Annotated in this window: 17 protein-coding genes; 5 read left to right on the top strand and 12 right to left on the bottom strand. The window is 55.7% G+C overall.

The genetic code is table 11. The features are described 5' to 3' along the window. Positions 1-46: 46 nt before the first annotated feature. The 8 genes from QZ862_RS06155 to QZ862_RS06120 form a co-directional block, all read right to left on the bottom strand. Positions 47-1,318 carry an O-antigen ligase gene (locus QZ862_RS06155; RefSeq protein ID WP_296098252.1) on the bottom strand — a complete coding sequence of 424 codons (1,272 nt, stop codon included), beginning with the start codon at positions 1,316-1,318 and terminating at the stop codon, positions 47-49. Between the two features lie 7 nt (positions 1,319-1,325). Next, positions 1,326-2,594, bottom strand: coding sequence for a polysaccharide biosynthesis/export family protein (locus QZ862_RS06150; protein ID WP_296017344.1), 1,269 nt, complete (start codon positions 2,592-2,594; stop codon positions 1,326-1,328). Between the two features lie 117 nt (positions 2,595-2,711). After that, positions 2,712-3,392: a sugar transferase gene (locus QZ862_RS06145; protein WP_296098249.1), complete on the bottom strand. Its 681-nt coding sequence runs from the start codon at positions 3,390-3,392 to the stop codon at positions 2,712-2,714. Between the two features lie 664 nt (positions 3,393-4,056). Beyond that, entirely contained in the window at positions 4,057-4,617 is a 561-nt protein-coding gene (locus QZ862_RS06140) for a type 1 glutamine amidotransferase domain-containing protein (RefSeq protein ID WP_296039602.1), read from the bottom strand. Positions 4,618-4,657: 40 nt separating this feature from the next. Beyond that, the gene (locus QZ862_RS06135; protein WP_296098247.1) at positions 4,658-4,879 is read right to left on the bottom strand and encodes a hypothetical protein; all 222 of its coding nucleotides are present in this window, start codon (positions 4,877-4,879) and stop codon (positions 4,658-4,660) included. Between the two features lie 895 nt (positions 4,880-5,774). After that, positions 5,775-6,677, bottom strand: coding sequence for an amino acid ABC transporter substrate-binding protein (locus QZ862_RS06130; protein ID WP_296098245.1), 903 nt, complete (start codon positions 6,675-6,677; stop codon positions 5,775-5,777). Next, positions 6,674-7,474, bottom strand: a complete 801-nt coding sequence (locus QZ862_RS06125) for an amino acid ABC transporter substrate-binding protein (protein WP_296098243.1) — start codon at positions 7,472-7,474, stop codon at positions 6,674-6,676. The genes QZ862_RS06130 and QZ862_RS06125 overlap by 4 nt, the downstream gene beginning before the upstream one ends. 152 nt (positions 7,475-7,626) lie before the next feature. Then, positions 7,627-9,831 (bottom strand): EAL domain-containing protein, encoded by a 2,205-nt coding sequence (locus QZ862_RS06120; protein WP_296098240.1) that lies wholly within the window; start codon positions 9,829-9,831, stop codon positions 7,627-7,629. A 275-nt stretch (positions 9,832-10,106) separates the two neighbouring features. Between QZ862_RS06120 and QZ862_RS06115 the strand changes: the two genes are divergently transcribed. Further along, the gene (locus QZ862_RS06115) at positions 10,107-11,039 is read left to right on the top strand and encodes a methylenetetrahydrofolate reductase (protein WP_296098237.1); all 933 of its coding nucleotides are present in this window, start codon (positions 10,107-10,109) and stop codon (positions 11,037-11,039) included. Positions 11,040-11,081: 42 nt separating this feature from the next. Here the strand turns inward: QZ862_RS06115 and QZ862_RS06110 are convergent, their stop codons facing one another. Genes QZ862_RS06110 through QZ862_RS06095 form a run of 4 tightly spaced genes read right to left on the bottom strand, consistent with a single transcriptional unit; the run spans position 11,082 to position 14,969 of the window. Further along, the gene (locus tag QZ862_RS06110) at positions 11,082-11,999 is read right to left on the bottom strand and encodes an ROK family protein (protein ID WP_296098235.1); all 918 of its coding nucleotides are present in this window, start codon (positions 11,997-11,999) and stop codon (positions 11,082-11,084) included. Further along, entirely contained in the window at positions 11,996-13,177 is a 1,182-nt protein-coding gene (gene nagA, locus QZ862_RS06105) for an N-acetylglucosamine-6-phosphate deacetylase (protein ID WP_296098233.1), read from the bottom strand. Before nagA ends, QZ862_RS06110 begins: the two co-directional genes overlap by 4 nt. Further along, entirely contained in the window at positions 13,174-14,196 is a 1,023-nt protein-coding gene (locus QZ862_RS06100; RefSeq protein ID WP_296017364.1) for an SIS domain-containing protein, read from the bottom strand. The genes nagA and QZ862_RS06100 overlap by 4 nt, the downstream gene beginning before the upstream one ends. 23 nt (positions 14,197-14,219) lie before the next feature. Next, complete coding sequence (locus QZ862_RS06095; protein ID WP_296098231.1) at positions 14,220-14,969, bottom strand: GntR family transcriptional regulator; 750 nt, start codon at positions 14,967-14,969, stop codon at positions 14,220-14,222. 469 nt (positions 14,970-15,438) lie between these two features. On the opposite strand from QZ862_RS06095, the gene QZ862_RS06090 reads away from it, so the two are divergent. The 4 genes from QZ862_RS06090 (at position 15,439) to QZ862_RS06075 (ending at position 19,631) form a co-directional block, all read left to right on the top strand. Continuing rightward, positions 15,439-16,617, top strand: a complete 1,179-nt coding sequence (locus tag QZ862_RS06090; RefSeq protein ID WP_296080583.1) for a Gfo/Idh/MocA family oxidoreductase — start codon at positions 15,439-15,441, stop codon at positions 16,615-16,617. A gap of 13 nt (positions 16,618-16,630) precedes the next feature. After that, positions 16,631-17,515 (top strand): sugar ABC transporter permease, encoded by an 885-nt coding sequence (locus QZ862_RS06085; protein ID WP_296017371.1) that lies wholly within the window; start codon positions 16,631-16,633, stop codon positions 17,513-17,515. After that, on the top strand, positions 17,512-18,372 hold the full coding sequence (locus tag QZ862_RS06080; protein WP_296080580.1) for a carbohydrate ABC transporter permease: 861 nt from the start codon (positions 17,512-17,514) through the stop codon (positions 18,370-18,372). The genes QZ862_RS06085 and QZ862_RS06080 overlap by 4 nt, the downstream gene beginning before the upstream one ends. A gap of 95 nt (positions 18,373-18,467) precedes the next feature. After that, positions 18,468-19,631 (top strand): ABC transporter substrate-binding protein, encoded by a 1,164-nt coding sequence (locus QZ862_RS06075; RefSeq protein ID WP_296098580.1) that lies wholly within the window; start codon positions 18,468-18,470, stop codon positions 19,629-19,631. Positions 19,632-19,719: the final 88 nt, after the last annotated feature.

Here is a 19,719-nt window from a genome sequence, read left to right as displayed (position 1 = left end):
GTCAACAGGAGTCCAACAGACTCCTGTTGAGAGATGAGAAGATTCTTCATCCGCCAATGATTGGCCGTACCGGAATACCTGCCAGAAAGGGCGACGCGGGAAGCGGCGCACGGCGCGGCAGGCAGAGTTTTCCAGCCGCGAAGAACAACAAGAAGGAGCCTACCTGATAGGGGAAAATGATGTCGATTTCGACGAAGGATCGGACGACAAAAAGGGCGCATAGGGAAAACAGGATTAGCGCCTGTGGATCTTGGTTGCGCATGAGAATTGAGCGCAGGTGACCCAGCAGTGTTCCATAAAGCAGGATCGCCAGCAGAATAAGACCGACGAAGCCATTCTCCACCACCACCTCGATATATGTATTGTGGAAATGGAAGCCGCTACGACCAGTAATGAAGAAATCGTCCCAGAGGCGTTCGGCATCTGAAAAACCCGGCACCCAGAAACCCTGATAACCGACACCGAAAATCGGCGCGCGCTTTGCAGCCTCAATGCCTTGCTGCCAGAGATAGGTGCGTCCCGTCAACGTGGTGTCCTTGCCAAAAGCGCCGAGAATCGCGTCGAACAGACCGAATTGCAGTGCTGCGACCACAAACAGGCCACCCACACCCACGGCAGCGAAGAAGAGCGTCTTTCGGTTACCGGGAGACAAGACCCAAAATAGCAGAAGACCCGCCATCAGAACGACCACAGCCGCCGTGGTGATGGCCGATGTCGCCGATTGAGATGCAAGCAGGCTGTAGGACGAGATCAGTCCTGCGACGCCCGCAACCGGCCACCACAAGCCTTTTTGGCGAAGGACGAGCACCGACGCTGCGGCGAAGAGAACGCCCAGCGAAGCATAGAAACCCAACTGGTTCTTGGAAGAAAAGGCCCCAACGAAGCTCGTCGTGCCATCCAGCGCATCAAAAAGATAGGTACCGAAGAGAAGCGAATAGAGCAAAACAATAGTTATGCCGATCAATGCGCCGCGTGTCAGCGTTTGGATAGAAATGACGCGCATGGCAATCAGCGCGCAGACGATATGGGTCATATACTGGATCGAGGCCCGCAGGCTGACCGACATGGCATCCGACCAGAAGCTCGAAATGAGGGCCAGAATTCCGAAGGCAAATATCCAGAAGTAGCGCGCATAATTGCCGAGTACTCTGCGGTAATCCACCACGACCAGTGGCAGCCAGACGGCGTAATAGGCAAGGATCGATATCTGTCCGAATTTCGAGGAATAGGCGAAGACAAAGAACGACAGCGCAACCGCCGCCGTTCCATAAAGCCCACTTCTATCAGGATCGATCAGTGCTGATTTCGCAATCCGCATCGCAGCCTCACTGCATCAGCACTTCCGAGGAAACCTTGATGACGTCGCCCGGCTGGAGAGCCGTGGTTTCGTCGACCTTGATTTCCTTCGACTGTCCATTGTCCTCACGAACGACCACATAGGAAATCGAGGCAGACTTGCCGGACGGATCGAAACGTAAAGCTTCCGCCGACTGCGCGAGGGCCTCCGACATGAGTTCGCGGCTGGTGGAGAGCTGCAGGTTAAGCTTCTGCAATTCGGCCTGAGTGTCTTGCAATTCCTTGGAACGCTGAGCTTCCCAGTCGTTTCGCAGATTGATTTCGTCCTGGATCGCCTTGTTGATGTCCTGCTTGGCGCGCAGCGCATTGGTATCGATATCAAGAAGCGTTGCCTCGACCTCGGCTGCGCGCTCTTCGGCAGAGATGCGGCGTTGAGCAAGCGCAAGACCCTGCTCGTTGAGCCGGTTGACCTTCTCACGGTCTTCATTGGCCAACTGCAACTGACGTTGCTGGCTCTCTGCCTTTTTGCGCAGAGACTCGACTTCGGAATCCAGCAGCTCACGCAGATCCTTCAACGCCTTCAACTGAAGCGTATAGCGCTCTGTGCGAGACTTCATCAGCGCGCTTTCGCTTTCCAAGAGCGCGTCGATATTGATGACCTTCTCCATCTCTGGCGTCTTCTTGATCTGCTGATCACCGCTCACTTCGGCGAGCAAGCGTGCCTGCCGGGCAAGAAGGCGACCACGCTGATCGTCATAGACGGCAGCGTCGCCGCGCGCGTTAATGAAGTCACGCGCAAAACGCTGACCTGCATCCGAGCGGCGCAGTCCCCCTGCAAGGCTGACCGCCTTCAAAACCGTCATATTGGGGGCATAGGGATATTCGCCTGGCGTCTGGACGTCACCCGTCAGGAAAACCGGGCGGAATTGGGCAACTTCAACGGAAGCCGACGGGAGGTTGCGCAGCGCAAATTTGCTTTGAAGCCCCGCACCAATCGCTTCCCCCACCTCCCCTGGGGTTTTTCCGGCAACATCCAACTGGCCGATGAAAGGCAGCGAAAGCGTGCCGGAAGGCCCAACGGAGTAATCGCCGTTGATCACATCCCAGTTGCGGATGGTGCCATCTGCCGGCTGCCATTCGGCCACGCGGATGCGAAGCTTATCAGCGGTTCCGAGGCGGTATTGTCCATCCTGTGCGAGCGCAGCTAACGGAGCGGTTAGCAACAGAGCCGTAGCAAAAGCTAACGCGGCGCCTTTGCGCAATGTTTTAGAGAAGGCTTCGTCGGCAGTGCCAACCATGTAAAACTCCATGTTGATGCCTTGAAAAGTGAATGCGCGACCGGTGCTAGTCCGGTCGCAGCCGCAAGGCATGGCACAGGTGGGAGTCCTGCGGCATGCCAAGTATCTATTCTGGCTTCAATAGCTGCCGCGGGACATGCAGACAGCAGGCACGGTTTTCATGATGATGGAAATGTCCTTCATCATCGACCAGTTCTGAACATATTGCGTGTCGTAATCCACGCGTTCCTTATAGGAAACGTCGTTACGACCGCTAATCTGCCAGAGACCGGTGAGACCAGGACGCGTGCTGAGATAGTAGCGCGCGGCACTTTCATAGTAGTTGAGCTCTTCGTCCACGACAGGACGAGGACCGACAACACTCATTTCACCACGAATGATGTTGATGAGCTGTGGCAGTTCATCGAGGCTCAGCTTGCGAAGAACGCTGCCGACCGCAGTCACGCGCGGATCGTTCTTCAGTTTTCTGGTCTGGCGCCATTCTTCCGCTGCTTGCGGATCGGAAGCCAGATATTGCTTCAGCACCTCATCTCCATTCACGACCATCGTGCGGAACTTCAGGCAATGAAACATACGGCCATTATGGCCAATACGGCGATGGCCGTAAAAAGCAGGTCCCTTGTCGGATAGTTTGACCAAGACCACGATCATGAGAAAGATCGGGCTGAGGACAAGAAGCGCGAGCAGTGCCGAGGACACATCGAAACTGCGTTTCACGATGCCCCCGATAGGAAAGCTCACATCAGACTCTTCAGAACCACTAAGCGGCGAAACAGCCGATCGAGTCGCGGACTTCATAGAGAGAACTCCATTTATGTTTTGCGATAGGTCGGTACCCGTTGGGCGCGTCATTGAGCCTTCATGAGATAACAAGTCTGTGGTCGGAATTTGGTGCTTTTGAATTTTTTGTGAGGCACACTGACCCGGCACCTCGAAAACGGCCGTCCCAAATTCCTCACATGATGTTGACTGAGACTATTGGTAAACGCCTATTAAAGGAACAGGCACAAGGCCGTGCCATGCAATTTGCGCATGATCGACATTCGCATGTATTGCCCGGCTCTCTTTATTAAAACTGTTCTTCCGGTTTACTGGTCATCTAGGTCTAGTCGATCAATTTCGTAGGGTCCAGGCGAATAAGAAGCACATAATATTTCTTATATGCAGCGCAGCAAATTTACGGCGTCGCACATAAAAAATAATTAAAAATAAACCGTTTTTGTTGGCAAAAATTAATTTTGACCGCGGCCTGAAACGTTTCCAAGACTAAAGCGTGGCCTAAATAAGGCAAAAATGTGGCGCAATTGATCATTGGTGGGTGAGCTCTTCCGACTCGTGAGTGGTGTGCTACCTTATTCTGGCATCCCTATTCACTTTAGCCGCACATAAAGCGCACAACGCAAAGGGCTGGCACACGTACGGCGCACCAGCCCCTCGTCTTCTTCAACCTATGATGAATAGCTTATGCTGCCTGGCGATCGTGGCGGCCCTCTTCGACCTCCTCGACGATTTTGGCAACGAAAGCGTCTAGATCATCTGGATTGCGAGATGTAACGATGCCCTTGTCGCAAACGACCTTTTCGTCCTTCCAGATGCCGCCAGCATTCTTCACGTCGGTTTTGATCGAACCGTAAGACGTTACCTCACGTCCACGGACGGCATCGGCCTCAACCAGGAGCCATGGCGCGTGGCAGATAGCCGCGACGACCTTTCCGGACTTGACGAAGTCCTTCACCACTCGCATCGCGTCGTCGCTGGTACGCAGGACATCCGGGTTGATCTGACCGCCGGGAAGCACGAGGGCATCGAAATCCTCGATGCGCACGTCTTTGGCAAGGAGATCGACCTTGATGGAATCGCCCCAGTCCTTCTCGTCCCAGCTTTTGATCTCACCGTCCTTGATGGAGGCGATCTTGACGTCCGCACCCTTGTTCTTCAGCTGCTCGTATGGAACACGCAGCTCGGAGCGCTCGTAACCATCTGTCGCAAGAATGACGATTTTTGCAGAATTAATCGAAGTCATAAGAATTTCCTTCCTAGTTTCTGATTTCAACGGGATGTGATTAGGGCTCCGCATCGGAATTAACCGAGGGCAGAAAGAACTCGACATCCGCAATCCGCTCTTTGTCGAGCGTCGCGATGCGCTCCTGCCAGAAGCGTTCGGCCTCTGCCGGTTCATGGTCGTACTGTCGAACAAATGTCTTGTTGTCGTCGATCATGACCTGGCGGGTGCCACCGAGGAGCATGTATTCTTCCGCAAGCTTTCGCGTTTCGGTCTTTTCCACGTCCAAACCTCCTTGGCAGAGTGAAGCGGAGACGGCCGGATGGATAAGAAGCTCGTCTGCCCATTCGTTGGCCACCGAGAGAAAACGGAAAAATCCCGATGTCCTTCAGCACCATCGCGTCCGTTTGACACGGCGCGTCTCCTGCCAATTCGAACGTAGCCCTCCAGCATTGGTTCCGGAAAAATTAAAGTGAAATGGCCAGGAACAAGCAGAGCTGAGCGCCGACGAATGATCCCGGCCTCCGTCAGCACGAGTAAGCGATAGGGCCTTGAACTAGGCGAAAGGCAGTCTTTCCGACATCCCTACGCGTGGGTTTGTAGCGTCGGCGCTTGTTCTGTTGCACAAACTATCGTGCTGGCGGAAACTGGCGCTCCTTTAGAGCCTGTCCGCATCGACCCCACATCTGGCGAACAACGGAAATGAGACTGTCTCTACTAGTCCCCAAGAGTACGTGCCAGCGATGAGTATCGATGGCTGCATGCTCACCGAAAGCCCAGCCGTTTTCAATTTCATTGCATCGTGTTTTCCGGGTGCAGGGTCGTGGCGTGAGCAGATGCGTCATCAAGAACGCGCACGGAATGGTTGGGCTTGATCGGCCTGACCGTTCATGTTGCGCTGCGCGTGCGCATTACGCGGAACGTGATGCCGATAGCGAGGCCACCTTCAAAGACGTTTGCCCTAAGGGCAATGAAAGCTGCCTTGATCTGTGGCGATGAGTAGAGCATCGTTTAGGCGTCGGTCGCGCGGCATCGATGACCGCTAGACGGTCATTGATCCAAACCTTTTGGTGTTCTGGACCGGAAATGATGCTCGGCGCTCAGCGTAAGCTACGCCATTTCAAATATTACCGATCACAGGAAAAGCCAACGGTCCTTCTAGACATTCCGACGTCGCATTATTTCAACGTTTGAGGGCTTCTCAGCGCCTCAATCAGCCATGGGCTCATAGGAAGTTCAAGATTGATGTTCAGCCCGGGCATCGGCTCCTCGAACCAGCGGCTGTAGATCCCCTTGACCGCCTCGGACTTGTAGATTTCGTTTAGGGCCTGGTTGACTGCTGTGACAAAAGCCTCGTCGTTCAGGCGCATCATGAAGCCAAGCGGCTGAAGTTCCGTCACCTGCTCTTCGGAAAGCACGTAATCGGAGGGTGACTGCGTACGGGCGATCATCGTTTTCAGAAGAACTTCATCCATCGCGAAGGCTGCAACGCGTCCGTCCGTCACCATGTCGAAGGCAGCTTGCAGACTATCCACCGGAACGGTTGAGATATTCAGCTTCCGTTTGCGGCTGATCTCATTGATTTCGTTGATATTGACGGTTCCCAGCGCCACACTGACGGACCGTCCCTTCAGATCATCCAGCTGCTTGAGGTTGTTCTTGCGCAGGGAAACGTAGCGCGTGGCACCATAGAAGTGGCTGTAGGCAAAAGCGACGCTCTTGCGCCGTTCCGAGGTGTTGGTGCTGGCATTACACTCGATGTCCATCGTACCATCATTCAACAACTGCACGCGATTGCTGGGTGTGCGCGGCACGAACTCGATATCGATCGAATGTAGTTTCAGACGGTCTTTCAGCTTTTCTACAATCCCTCGGCAGAGATCGATCGAGTAACCTACGACCTGACCATCCGCGTTGAGAAACGAGAAAGGCGCAGTCGATCCGTAGCCGATCCTGATCTTGCCGGTCTGGACGATCCTGTCGAGGGTCGGTGTTTCGAATTTCTTGTCTTCAGCCTTTACCCCAATAGCGACACCAAGGCACGAAACCAGCAAGAGACAACGGATGATATGCATTTTCATTGCAGATACTCCTTCGGCTCCTTGAACACAGCCTTCAACTCCGGGGAGAGAGGAAGATTGAAATTGCGATTGTCCGGCGGCACGGGAGACATGAACCACTTATTGTAGATCGCTTCTGCCCCGCCGTTGGTAAAAACGGAGAACAAGGCCTCGTTGACGAGAGTTTTGAACGCTTCATCGTCCTTGGGCAAAAGAATGCCATAAGGCTCGGGCGGGCCGAACGCGTCTTTGGAAATCACGTAGTCTTCGGGCGACTTCGAGAATGCCACGTTAGCGGCCAGTAGAACATCATCCATGACGAAGGCGGATGCTCGGTTATTTTCTACCGCAGCGAATGCTTCCGAATTCAGTTTCGCGATCAATACTGAGATATTGAGCTTTTCCGCTCTGTTGAGATTTTGCAGCTGCGCTATGTTGATGGTGCCTGTCGTTGAGGCGACTGTGCGACCTGCAAGGTCTCTGATGGTGTTGAGGCTGCTCGATTTTTTTGACACGAAACGGGTGGCGGTGATGAAGTGAGGATAGGAGAAGGCCACCTGTTCACGCCGTTCGGCGTTGTTGGTGGTCGCGCTGCACTCCATGTCTATCTTGCCGGATTTGACCAGCAGAAACCGCGTAGCCGCCGTTGCTACCACATAATCTATCTTGATCGTATCGAGCTTGAGCGTTTGACGGACATGTTCGGCAATCTCCCGGCACAGATCGATCGAGTATCCGCGCGCCACGCCATCCGGCGTCACATAAGAAAATGGCAACTCGTCCTGGCGATGACCTATGGTAATCGTCTTTGTCCGCACGATCTTCTCGAGCGTCGGACTCTTCAGGTCTTCAGCGGCGGCAGGATGTGAAACACTTTGGGCGCAAATGATCGCGGCACATAGAATCGAAATAAGACTGAAGCACTTCGACAGGCGGAGCCTGGTATCACTATGCTGCACGATCGTTACTCCTAACCGTGGAAAATTTTTACGTCACTGGAATGCTGCCAACTTTCTATGTCTTTGAGAGCCATTGGACGGCCAAGATGGTATCCCTGCACCAGATCACAACCAGCGGCGCGTAGCAGGGAAAGCTGTTCTCGCGTTTCGACGCCTTCTGCCGTTGTCTCAAGCCCCAGGCCTTTAGCGATGTGGATGAGCCCTTGAATGATCGCAAGACTCTCGGTCTTCGTCATCGCTTCGGAAACAAAACTACGATCGATCTTGATCTTGCTCACCGGCAATTTGGTCAGATAGGCAAGGCTTGAATAACCAGTGCCGAAATCGTCGAGGGCGATTTTAACGCCGAGCGCACGGATGTCCTCCAGGCATTTTTCCGACTGCATATCGGAAAGAAGCACAGTCTCCGTCAGTTCAATCTCCAGCCTCGAAGGAGGCAAGCCGCTGTCTTTGAGCGCCCGCTTCACCTTGGCCACAAGGTCACCTTGCTGAAGTTCGATTGCTGAAATGTTAACCGCGACCGCCGCATCATTGGAGAACTGCATGGCTTCCACGCATGCGCGGCGCAGAACCCATTCGCCGATAGCGCAGATCTGACCGGTCTTCTCGGCAATAGGAATGAACTGATCCGGATTGATCAAACCGCGAAGGGGATGCCGCCAGCGGACAAGAGCCTCGAACGTCACTGGCTGCGAATCCGAGAAAGAAAAAATCGGCTGATAGTGCAAAACGAATTCGTCGCGCTGGATCGCAAGATCCACGTCCTGCTGGAGTTCGTGATCCTGTTCCGGGGACATCTCCATGCCGTTTTCGAAGAAGCGAAAGTTGCCGCGCCCTTCAGACTTTGCGCAATAGAGAGCCACATCGGCATGCTTGAGAAGCTCGGAATTGTCAGTCCCATGAATGGGAGCCATGGAAATGCCGATGCTGGTTCCGACGCTGGCTTCCTTGCCGAACAGGATAAAGGGACGTGATGCCGCCGCGACGATGCCTTCCGCCAGCCGGTTTGCCTCCCGCACCGCATTTTTTCGCACGACCTGGATCACCGCGAACTCGTCGCCGCCGAGGCGCGCCACCATGTCCTGCGGACCGATCAGTTGCAGCAAGCGCTCCGCGAAAGCGGTTAAAAGCGCATCTCCACTGGCATGCCCCATCACGTCATTAACGGCCTTGAAGCGGTCGAGATCGAGAAGCATGAGGTTGAAACGAAGACCATTGCCCAGTTCGCCGATATCGCCATCCAAACGCTTGCTGAAGAAAGCCCGGTTTGGCAGCCCTGTCAGCGGATCATGATGGGCAAGATGCTCCATCTGTCGTGCAACATCGCGCATCACGCGCAGATTTTCCCGCTCGACAACGGCTTCGCGCACCTTCTCGATTGCCACCGCAACACGACCGATCTCGTCATTGCGTCGTTGAAACGGCGTGACCGACTGAGTGTCGTCATGAGCGATTTTCGTCAGAGCCTCGATCAAGGAGGGGACCGGCATGAAGACCTTCCGCATCAGAACCGTGACGATTACGCCTGTAGCGACAAGGATGGTCACTAAAAGAATGAGAGAGTTACGCAAAAGCTTCGTTTGCGTTTCAAACAGATCGGAAGCTTTGCCGATGGTTGTTACCACTCCGCCCTGAAGGCGCCCCGCCTGATCGACAACCGGGACATAGGCAATATAATACTTAACGTCGCCCAGTTCGGCGAAACCGACGTAAAAACGATTGAGTGTCGCGCCTTCGGTCAACGTAAGCGGTATTCTGTTGGCTTCCCCCATCGCATCCGCAGAGCTGACAAAAACATGACTTGCCGCGTCATTCTGGAAAATCCAGATATTGTTCTTGGTTTGCGCGGCTGCGAGGGCAAGGACATCGCCAGGATTGAAACCCGTGTCGAGGATCGACGCTTCGTCACCAAGCGGCCTGTCACTTATTATTTTGACGATCTGCCCGTCCTGGTCGCTTTCTATGGAAATGAACGTGTAGATCGTGCGGATGGACGAACTCGTCACCTGCGCGTTGAGCTCGGCCTGTCGATGCCATTGATCGCGCGAGTCTCTCTCGACCATGATCCAGCCGACAGCAGCGCCGACAAGATAGGCGAGGACGACGCTGGAAACGAGAAAAAGAGTTATCTTCCAAAATAATGACTGGTACCAGACAATTCTGGTCGGTCGTGCTGGAGCAACTGCCTCCAAATGGTCCGGACTCTCGGCGCTCAAGGGCTTCTGACTTTCATGTTGTCCTCTTACGAGGGGTAAACCGGGCCAACTTATCTTCTAGCGTCTCGACACGTCGCAGGTTGAGAGCCGCACTGTTGGCGAAGATAGTAAAGATATCCTGCCATCCACCGACATGATTTGACGGCATGGCTAAAAAAGAGAAAACAGCTTGATCGGACTGGATTAGTCGTTGCGTCGTAGGATCTAAAAGCCGTGTAATGGTGGCCGCGATCAAGAAGAGACTGCCTCCTGGGCAGGCAGGAAGAAACCAGCACATGGCAATATTGAAATTCATCGATCGATCGAAGAGCAGTGGTGGCGCGGTCGCAAAATACGCAAGCTCACTGCTGCATCCTTACTCCATTGAGGTGACACCGCGTACCGCAGCAAAGATCGACGATTTCTCAGCTCTTTTGCCTATTGGAACACGCGTGTACATCGCTCATATCGCTGGCACATCGATCAGCGACATGGTCGCCACCGCAAAGCGGCTGCGTGAGGATGGCTTCGCCGTCATGCCACATTTTCCCGCACGCAGCATTCCCGACGTGCCGACACTGGAAAGCTGGATCTCGCTCTACCGTAACGAGGCCGATGTGACGGAGGCGCTTCTGCTGGGTGGAGGAGAAACGCGTCCGGTGGGCACTGTCGAGAGTTCGATTCAGCTGCTGGAAAGCGGACTGTTCGACAGATATGGATTCAAACGCTTGCATGTCGCAGGCCACCCGGAAGGAAGCCGCGATATCGATCCGGACGGCACAACGCGCAATGTCGACAGCGCATTAAAGTGGAAGACGGATTTTTCCGGTCTGACCGACGCCCACATGGCGATCGTAACGCAGTTCGGCTTCGATCCGACCGTCATCACAACATGGGCTGAACGTGTTGCCCAAGCAGGAATCACGCTTCCCATTCATGTGGGAATTGCGGGCCCAGCGAAACTCCAGACCCTGATCAAGTTCGCGCTCTCCTGCGGTGTCGGCCCTTCGCTGAAGGTCTTGCAAAAACGAGCACTGGACGTGACGCGGTTGATGCTTCCATACGAGCCGGGCGACATGGTCGGCGCGCTGACGGACTATGTCCGCGACAATCCTCAAACACTGATATCCCAGCTCCATCTCTTTCCACTGGGTGGCATCGAACCTGCGGCCAGATGGGTGGGCGACAATACCATCACCCAGCCGCGACCAGCGACCGCTACCTTGTGAAGGAGCGTTTACAGACCGGCTGTCGATGACATTCACCGAGAATCAGGCTTCAGGCGAAGCGAAGGCCGCCCCCAGGACTGCGGCTCCCACAAGGCCCGGCTCTATCGCGCATTCAGCGCGCACCACGAGCGGCCGCTGAAACTTGCGGAGAACTCTGGCCTTCACGGCGCGATCGAGAGCCGCGATCAGCGGCAGTGAATTTGACAGGCCGCCGCCGACCGGAACGATCGTCGCGCCAGTCATATTGACGACGAGCGCCAGTGGCGCGGAAAGAATGTCGATATAGACGTCTATCGTGCGGGCTGCATCTACATCGCCGGTCTGCCAGGCGTCGAGGATTTCTTCCGCCTTCAACTCGGAGCCCGCCAGATGACGATGCAGCTTTTCCATGCCACGAGCACTACCGATGGCGTCCACACATCCATCAAGCCCGCATCCACAAGCAAAGCGAGGTAGTTCCACAGGCGGATTTCCAGCGCGGGTGGCGGCAACCGGGCCATGACCCCATTCGCCGGCAAAGCCGCCTGCGCTATTGATAAGCTTGCCATCCACAACGAGACCGCCGCCGACGCCCGTTCCCAGAATAGCGCCAAAAACCACCCGATGCCCGCGCCCGGCGCCCACACCGTATTCGGCGAGCGCACAGCAATCGGCATCATTGGCAATCAGAACCGGAAGGCCAAGAGCGGCTTCCAGATCTGCTCGCAGAAGACGCCCATGGGCGCAGGGAATATTGGCGATAACGGCGCGATCAGTATCGGGATCGATAATGCCCGCAATCGAAAGCGCCACACAGGTCGGCGTCTCGCCAATCTCGTCGATCACGTCTTTCAACACGCCGATGAAGGCGTCGAAATCATGAATTGGCGTTTGTCGCCGGGCCACGGGACGAACATCGTCGACCGCCCACGCGCCTGCGCCCTTAATGGCCGTGCCGCCGATATCGAAGCAGACGATCACGCAGCGACCCCTTTTGCAAAATCTTCGCCATAGGCGCAATTACCGCCAATAAAAGTCGCTCTCAAGGTCAGGTCCTCTTGCAGCACGAGCAGATCCGCATCCATTCCCACTGCGAGACTGCCCTTCGTGGCGCAGCCAATGGCCTCGGCCGGATAGAGCGAGGCCATGTTCAAAGCGTCAGCCAAAGACAGGCCAAGATGCTCATGAACGAAGCGCACACAAGACAGCATGTCGATATCGGCACCGGCAAGCGTGCCATCAGCAAGCGTCAATCGTCCGCCCCTGCGAAAGACCTCACGGCCATTCAGCAGGAAGCCCTGCAAGTCGGTGCCGATGGTCGACATAGCGTCGGTCACCAGGAATATCCGGGCCGGCCCCTTCTTTGCGGCCAGAGCAACTTGCATGACCATCGGATCAACGTGGAATCCGTCGGCGATAAGGCCGCAGGACAAGCGGCCATTGGCGAGCGCGACGCCAACAAGACCCGGCTCCCGGTTCTCCATCTGGCTCATCGCATTGAAGAGATGCGTGGCCATCGACGCCCCGGCCGAAACATAGGGAAGAATGTCGCGCGCCTTGGCATTGGTATGTCCGAGACTGACGACATATCCTGCCTCAACCAATGCTGTGACGTCGCCAGGAGAAACACTTTCGGGAGCGAGCGTGATGAGGGCCTCGCCAAAACGTCCCGCATGTTCCACAAGAAAACTGAGATCGGGCTGTTCAAGCGGGCGGATCAAGGATGGATCGTGGGTTCCCTTGCGCGCCACCGAGAGATGGGGGCCTTCCAGATGCAAACCAAGATAGCCGGGCACCTTTTGCGAATATGCGGCAATACCGGCCTCGACCGCTCTCGCACGGATTTCGGCTGTATCGGTGATGACGGTGGGAAGAAGAGCCGTCGTGCCGTAAGCTGCATGCGCTGAACAGATGGTGCGAATGCCGTCGAGATCAGGCTGGTTGTTCAGCAGCACACCGCCGCCACCATTCACCTGAAGATCGATGAAGCCTGGAACGAGGAGGCTACCCGCCACGTCACGCCTTTCGATTGAAGGCGAAAGATCGGCCTGCGCCACAATGGCTTCGATGCGACCATTGCTCACGACCAACGCTTGCCCCTCAAGGAACCCGACGCCGTCGAAAACCCGACCGCCGCACAGTGCAAATGAACCACTCATCGTGTTTCCGTGACCTTTTTGAGCGCAACCGGCCTATCGGGATCGAAGCCGCGCGCGAGAGAGAGGACCTCGACCATGCTATAATACGGAACGATCAACGCCAGCGCATCGGTCAAAGGATGGCCCGTTTCGACAAAAGGCAGAACGGTGGCGCCTTTACCCTGATCTGATGTGAGATAGACATTGGCATTCTTGGTCACGAGACCCGACGCTGTCTGGGCTATCGACGCCTCTGCCTTGTCGCGCGCGGCAAAGGCAATCACGGGGAAGCTTTCTGCCACCAGCGACACTGGACCATGCAGAACCTCGGCCGATGAGTAGGCTTCAGCGTGTAGCTCGCAGGTTTCCTTACATTTCAGCGCCGCTTCCATTGCAATGGCGAGCGCCGGGCCGCGACCGAGCATGTAGAGGGATTCGGCCTTGACCAAAGGTTCGACCAGCACACTCCAATCGAGTGACAGCGCTTTGTCGAGATGATCAGGGAGCGCTGCCACAGCTTTTTTCAAGGTGGCCGAACCGCTCCACTCGCTCAAAACAGCAAGACCGGCAACAATCGAATTGACGTACGACTTCGTGGCTGCCACCGCGATCTCCGGTCCAGCCTGAATGTTGACAGCGATGGAAGCAGCATCTGCGAGAGGAGATGGTGTCGTATTCACCAGCGAAACGGTCAACGCGCCACCTGCCTTAGCGCCTTCAAGCATGGCGACGATGTCCGGGCTCGCCCCCGACTGAGATACCGCAAAGGCTGCAGCACGTTGCAAGCGAAGCGGCGCCTGATAAATCGACGCCAGCGATGGGCCGAGTGAGGCGACCGGTAGGCCAAGCTCGAGCTCTATCGCGTATTTGAGGAAATAGGCCGCATGATCCGAAGATCCTCGGGCAATGGTGACGACAACTGCGGGATCACGCGCGGCAAGAGCGCTTCCTGCCCGTGCCACATCGTCTTTTCCACGATCCAGCAGCCGGGCGACAGCCTGTGGAATTTCATTGATTTCGCGTCGCATCATAGTCGTCATCAGTAAAGCCCTTATGTTTTTGATCAGGCGCCGATCGTAAGTTCCGCGACGAGGTCATAAGCGTCGCTGCGATAAAGCGCTGTGGAGACCTCCATTACGCGCCCGGTGTTCAGATAGGCGATGCGCTGCACTGAAAGGGCTGCGGAGCCGGGAGCGACCTCCAACAATTCGCTCTCGTCATCGCGCAGCAGAACGGCGGAAATTCTTTGGTTGGCCCGAACTGGACGAATATCCCGGGCTGCGAGGGCCAGATACAGCGATCCCTCGACCTGCTCCGGCTCCGGCAGAAGGTCGTCGGGAAGGCTGGTCCTCTCAAGCGCAATGGGCGTATCGTCGGCAGTGCGAAGGCGAAGGATTCTTGCGACGCGCGCGCCTCCCGAAAGGCCGAGCATCATGGTTTCCTCTGGTGTTGGAAAATACAGTCCGCGCTCCAGCCAGCGCGAGCCCGCCACCATTCCCCTGCGGCGCATATCCTCGGTAAAGGAGGTGAGCCGCGTCAACGGCTGCTGCATTTTCGGCACAGGCTTGGTGACGAAAGTGCCGGAACCGCGCCTGCGCACGAGGAGCCCCTGCTCGACCAAATCGTCGATTGCCTTGCGTACGGTCACGCGGCTGATGGCCGCAGCATCGGCGATATCTCGCTCGGCCGGTAACGCATCCCCATGCTTCAGGCGTCCGCTGGACACAGCATCTTCGATCAGACGCCGCAATTTCTGATAAAGCGGCCCGCCCCTTAATGCCTGCAATTCACCAAACGGCAAATCACCGTCCATTGCGCATCTCCGTTCCGTGGCTTTCGATATCGGCGCGCCCTTTGCAAAAGACACACAGCGCAGACACCATACCAAAATAGATACCAATACAAATCCACCTTGGCAAGGCGCTGGGACAATCCATCAATTTTGCTGAAAAACGAACGTTTTCAATGATGAACATATGTTCCAGACGCGGAATTGGAGAAATTTTTATTCCACAGTGGACACGCGGTATTTTTTTGGTATTAGATATTAACAATCATGACTGACCTGCGGGAAACCGAAAGTGGTCGGTGAAGGGGAAATGCCCAAGACTTCAGTGTTTCGATCAATCCGCTCATGCTCAACATGCATGAGTTGGACAAGCATAACCACCGCGTGAAAATTATTTTCATAGCGGAAGTCAAACGCGGTTTTTCTGATTGACCATCAGGAAGATTTGCAACAGGCTACGAAAATAAATTACGAAAAGGGGAGCTTTAAGGCCATGAAAGTCGCGATAATCGGACTCGGGTTCCGCCTTGGCTATCTCGGCCAGGTCTTCACGGAGATCGATCCTGATTTTGAGATCGTTGCCCATGTCGATCCCGAGCCGGCAGGCTTGAAGCAGCTTGAAGCAGAAAACATTTCCGCCGGCCGCCGTTACGAAACTCCGCAGGAGATGATCGCGAAAGAGACTTTCGATCTTCTTATGATCGGCTCGCCCAATACATTCCATCTTGAACATATTCGCATTGGCCTCGAAGCTGGCCTCAAGGTCTTCACGGAAAAGCCCATCGTCACGACGATCGAGGAGAGCTTCGAGCTTGCTCGGTTACTGAACCAGTATGGCCAGGACCACCTGATGGTCGGTCTCGTTCTCCGTTACTCGCCGCTTTACCGCGACCTGCGACAGGCACAGGCGCAAGGACTTCTCGGCGATATCGCCTCGATCGAGGCCTCCGAGCATATTGCTCCCTATCATGGCGCGTTCTTCATGCGAGACTGGCGCCGATACGACAAGCTTGCAGGCGGCTTCATGCTGGAAAAGTGCTGCCACGACCTCGACCTTTACAACGGCGTGATGGGCGTGCGCCCTCGTTATGTATCGAGCTTCGGCGGACGTCGCAGCTTCGTTCCGAAAAACGCTCCGCAAAATAGCGGCGTCAACGATCTCGACGTTTACTTCCGCAAACCGAGCGGCTGGATGGGTGCCGACAAGGTGTTCGACAGCGATGGCGATATCATCGACTTCCAGACGGCAATCGTCGAATACGAAAATGGTGCGTCACTGGCATTCCACACCAACCTGAATGTGCCCGACGAATTCCGCCGCTTCTGCGTCGTCGGCGCAAAAGGCATGGCTGAAGGCGATTTCGTCCGCGGCTTCCTCGACGTTCACCGCGCTCATGACAGCGCCAAGCTGATCGGAAACACCTATCAGGCACCGTCGGTGAAGTCGCACCATTACGGCGCGGATGAACAGATGGCAGCCGATGTGTTCGCCCACGTCACGACAGGTGCAGCACTTCCGGTATCGGCGCTCGACGCCATTGAGGCTGGCATTCTGGCGATCGCCATGGATGAGGCACGCGCCGCCCGCAAGGTCGTCGATCTCGCACCCGTCTGGACAAAATACGACGCCTGCCTTCACGGCACCGAAGACGCGCAAAAGCGCTCCGCCTGATGAGAGGGTGATCATGGACACCAGACGAAGCGCCGTTTTTTTTGCTTGGCTGCTTTTGGCGCCAGCCCTTCTCTATGTTCTTGCCGTCGTAGCTTATCCGCTTGTCGACACCTTCATTCTTTCGTTTACCGACGCATCGCTGAAGAAGACCACCAACTGGGTCGGCTGGACGAATTACGACAAGATTTTCAACGCTACGTTCGCGGAAGTTATTATCCGCACTTTCATCTGGACGTTCTTCTCGGTCGCCATCAAGATGATCATCGGCACCTTCGGCGCCACAATGTTGAATGCTGCAGTGCCGGGCCGCGCGATTTTTCGCATCCTGACCATGCCGCCATGGATCGTTCCGATGGCGATCGGCATCTTCATGTGGGGCTGGATGTATAATGGTCAGTTCGGCATGATCTCCGGCATGCTTCAGCGTGCAGGCCTTGTCGACGGACCGATCGCCTTTCTGGCGCAGGGCTCGACCGCATTCTGGGCAACCGTCATCACCGACGTTTGGATCGGCGTGCCGATGGTGACCCTCTATCTCCTCGCTGCCATGCAGGCCGTTCCGCAGGATCTCTACGAAGCTGCATGGGTGGATGGTGCCGGACGTTTCTATCGCTTCCGCCGCATTACCCTTCCGCTGCTCGTTCCGTCCATGATCACCATGTCGATGCTCTCGTTGATCTCGACATTCAACTCCTTCGACATCATCTGGATTTTGACGCGCGGTGGCCCGAACGGCGAAACCACGACGATGATCATCGATACCTATAAGACCGCGATCGGTTCTTATAAGTATGGTGAAGGTGCTGCGCGCGCCGTGTTGATCTGCATCTTCCTGTCCATCTTCTGCATTGCCTACTTCCGCATTGTCAGCAAGCTATCCGCCGGAGACAAGCGATGACACCTCCTCCCGCACTGATCAACCGTTACAAATGGTACGAGATCCTCGCCATATATTGCGGCATCGCGCTTTTCTTGATTTTCGTGCTGTCGCCATTCGTCGAAGGCTTTCTGGTGTCGCTGAAGCCGCTCAGCCAGCTCTTCTCGTCACCCTATCGCTTCTGGCCTGAAAATGGCTCTTTCGAAGCTTATCGGACGATGTGGGTCAGCGTGCCTGGCTTTGCCCGCTACATTTTCAACTCGTTCTTCATCTCCGGGATCGTCACAGCCATCGTCTTGGCACTGGTCATTCCGGCCGCCTATGCGTTTGCCCGCTTCGAGTTTCGCGGTAGCGGTCTGCTGCTTGGCGCGTTTCTCGCCGTCAACATGTTCTCAGGTGCGGTTCTGCTGATCCCGCTCTTTCGCCTGATGCGCTCGATTGGTGTTTTGAACACCTATTTGGCGATGATCGTGCCGGGCGTGGCCTTCCTTATCCCGTCGGCCATCTGGTTGCTGAGAACCTACATGATGCGCATTCCGCGAGAATTGGACGAGGCGGCCTATGTCGATGGTGCCGGCTACTTTTATACGCTGCGCCGCGTGATCATACCAATTGCGATGCCTGGCATCGTGGTCGTAGCGATCACCACCTTCATCGGTTCTTACGCGCAGCAGTTCATCTACGCACTCACCTTCAATTCGAAATCCGAATATATGCCTCTGCCAGTCGGCCTGTTTGCCTATTTCGGCCGCCAGGAGGTCATCTGGAACGAACTCATGGCCGCAAGTTTCGTCGGCATAGCACCGGCGATGATCGTGATCTTCTTCCTGCAACGCTATCTCGTCAGCGGCCTGACCGCAGGCGCGGTGAAACAATAAGATAACCACCAGAGAATGGGAGACTGACCGTGAATACCAAATTCAAGTTTACCCTTTACGCGCTGAGCCTTGCCGCCTCCACGGCACTGGGCGCCATGTCCGCACAGGCTGCCAGCCAGGAAATTTCCTGGATCTATTGCGGCGACAAGATCGACCCGATCCATGAGAAGTACATCAAGGAATGGGAAAGCAAGAACGAAGGCTGGACCGTCAAGCCGGAAGTCGTTGGCTGGGAACAATGCCAGGACAAGGCGACAACGCTTGCAGCATCGGGCTCTCCAGCAGCCATGGCCTATGTCGGCTCGCGCACGCTGAAGCAGTTCTCTGAAAACGACATGATCGTTCCTGTCCCGATGACGGACGAGGAAAAGAAGTCCTACTATCCGCACATCGTCGACACCGTCACGGTCGATGGCGAGCAGTGGGGCGTTCCGGTCGCCTTCTCCACCAAGGCTCTCTACTGGAACAAGGACCTGTTCAAGAAGGCGGGTCTTGACCCGGAAACGCCGCCGAAGACCTGGGAAGAAGAAATCGCTTTCGCCAAGCAGATCAAGGAAAAGACTGGCGTCGCCGGTTACGGCCTGCCTGCCAAGACCTTCGACAACACCATGCACCAGTTCATGCACTGGGTTTACACCAACAACGGCAAGGTCATCGATGGCGACAAGATCGTCATGGACAGCCCTGAAGTGCTGGCAGCTTTGAAGGCCTACAAGGACATCACCCCTTACTCCGTTGAAGGCGCGACTGCCTACGAGCAGAACGAAATCCGCGCAATCTTCCTCGACGGCAAGGTCGGCATGATCCAGGCTGGTTCTGGTGCAGCTTCGCGTCTGCAGAAGACCGGCATCAACTGGGGTATTGCCACACTCCCGCTCGGCCCTTCGGCAAAGGGTCCAGGCACCCTGCTCATCACCGACAGCCTTGCCATCTTCAAGGGTTCGGGCGTGGAAGACAAGGCGATTGAATTCGCCAAGTTCATCACCTCTCCAGGTCCACAGGGCGAGTATGAGCTTCAGGGTGATGCCGGCCTGACACCGCTTCGTCCTTCGCCGAAGGTCGATGAGTTCGTTGCAAAGGATCCTTACTGGAAGCCTCTGATCGATGGCATCACCTATGGTGGTCCTGAGCCGCTCTTCACCGATTACAAGGGCTTCCAGAACACCATGATCGAGATGGTCCAGTCTGTCGTCACCGGCAAGGCTGAGCCTGAAGCCGCGCTGAAGAAAGCTTCGGCAGACCTCGAGCAGTACAAGTAATGCCTAACGAAGGGGGCGTTGCTTGACGCCCCCTTCGACACCACCGCAGGTGTCAAAACCCTTGCGGTAGAAGAAACAGCGCTGCCGA

Source organism: uncultured Agrobacterium sp., from assembly GCA_913777615.1.
In the GTDB taxonomy this organism is placed as follows: Bacteria; Pseudomonadota; Alphaproteobacteria; order Rhizobiales; family Rhizobiaceae; genus Agrobacterium.
Note: the sequence above shows the minus strand (reverse complement) of the source record. Positions and strands in the feature narration are given on the sequence as shown.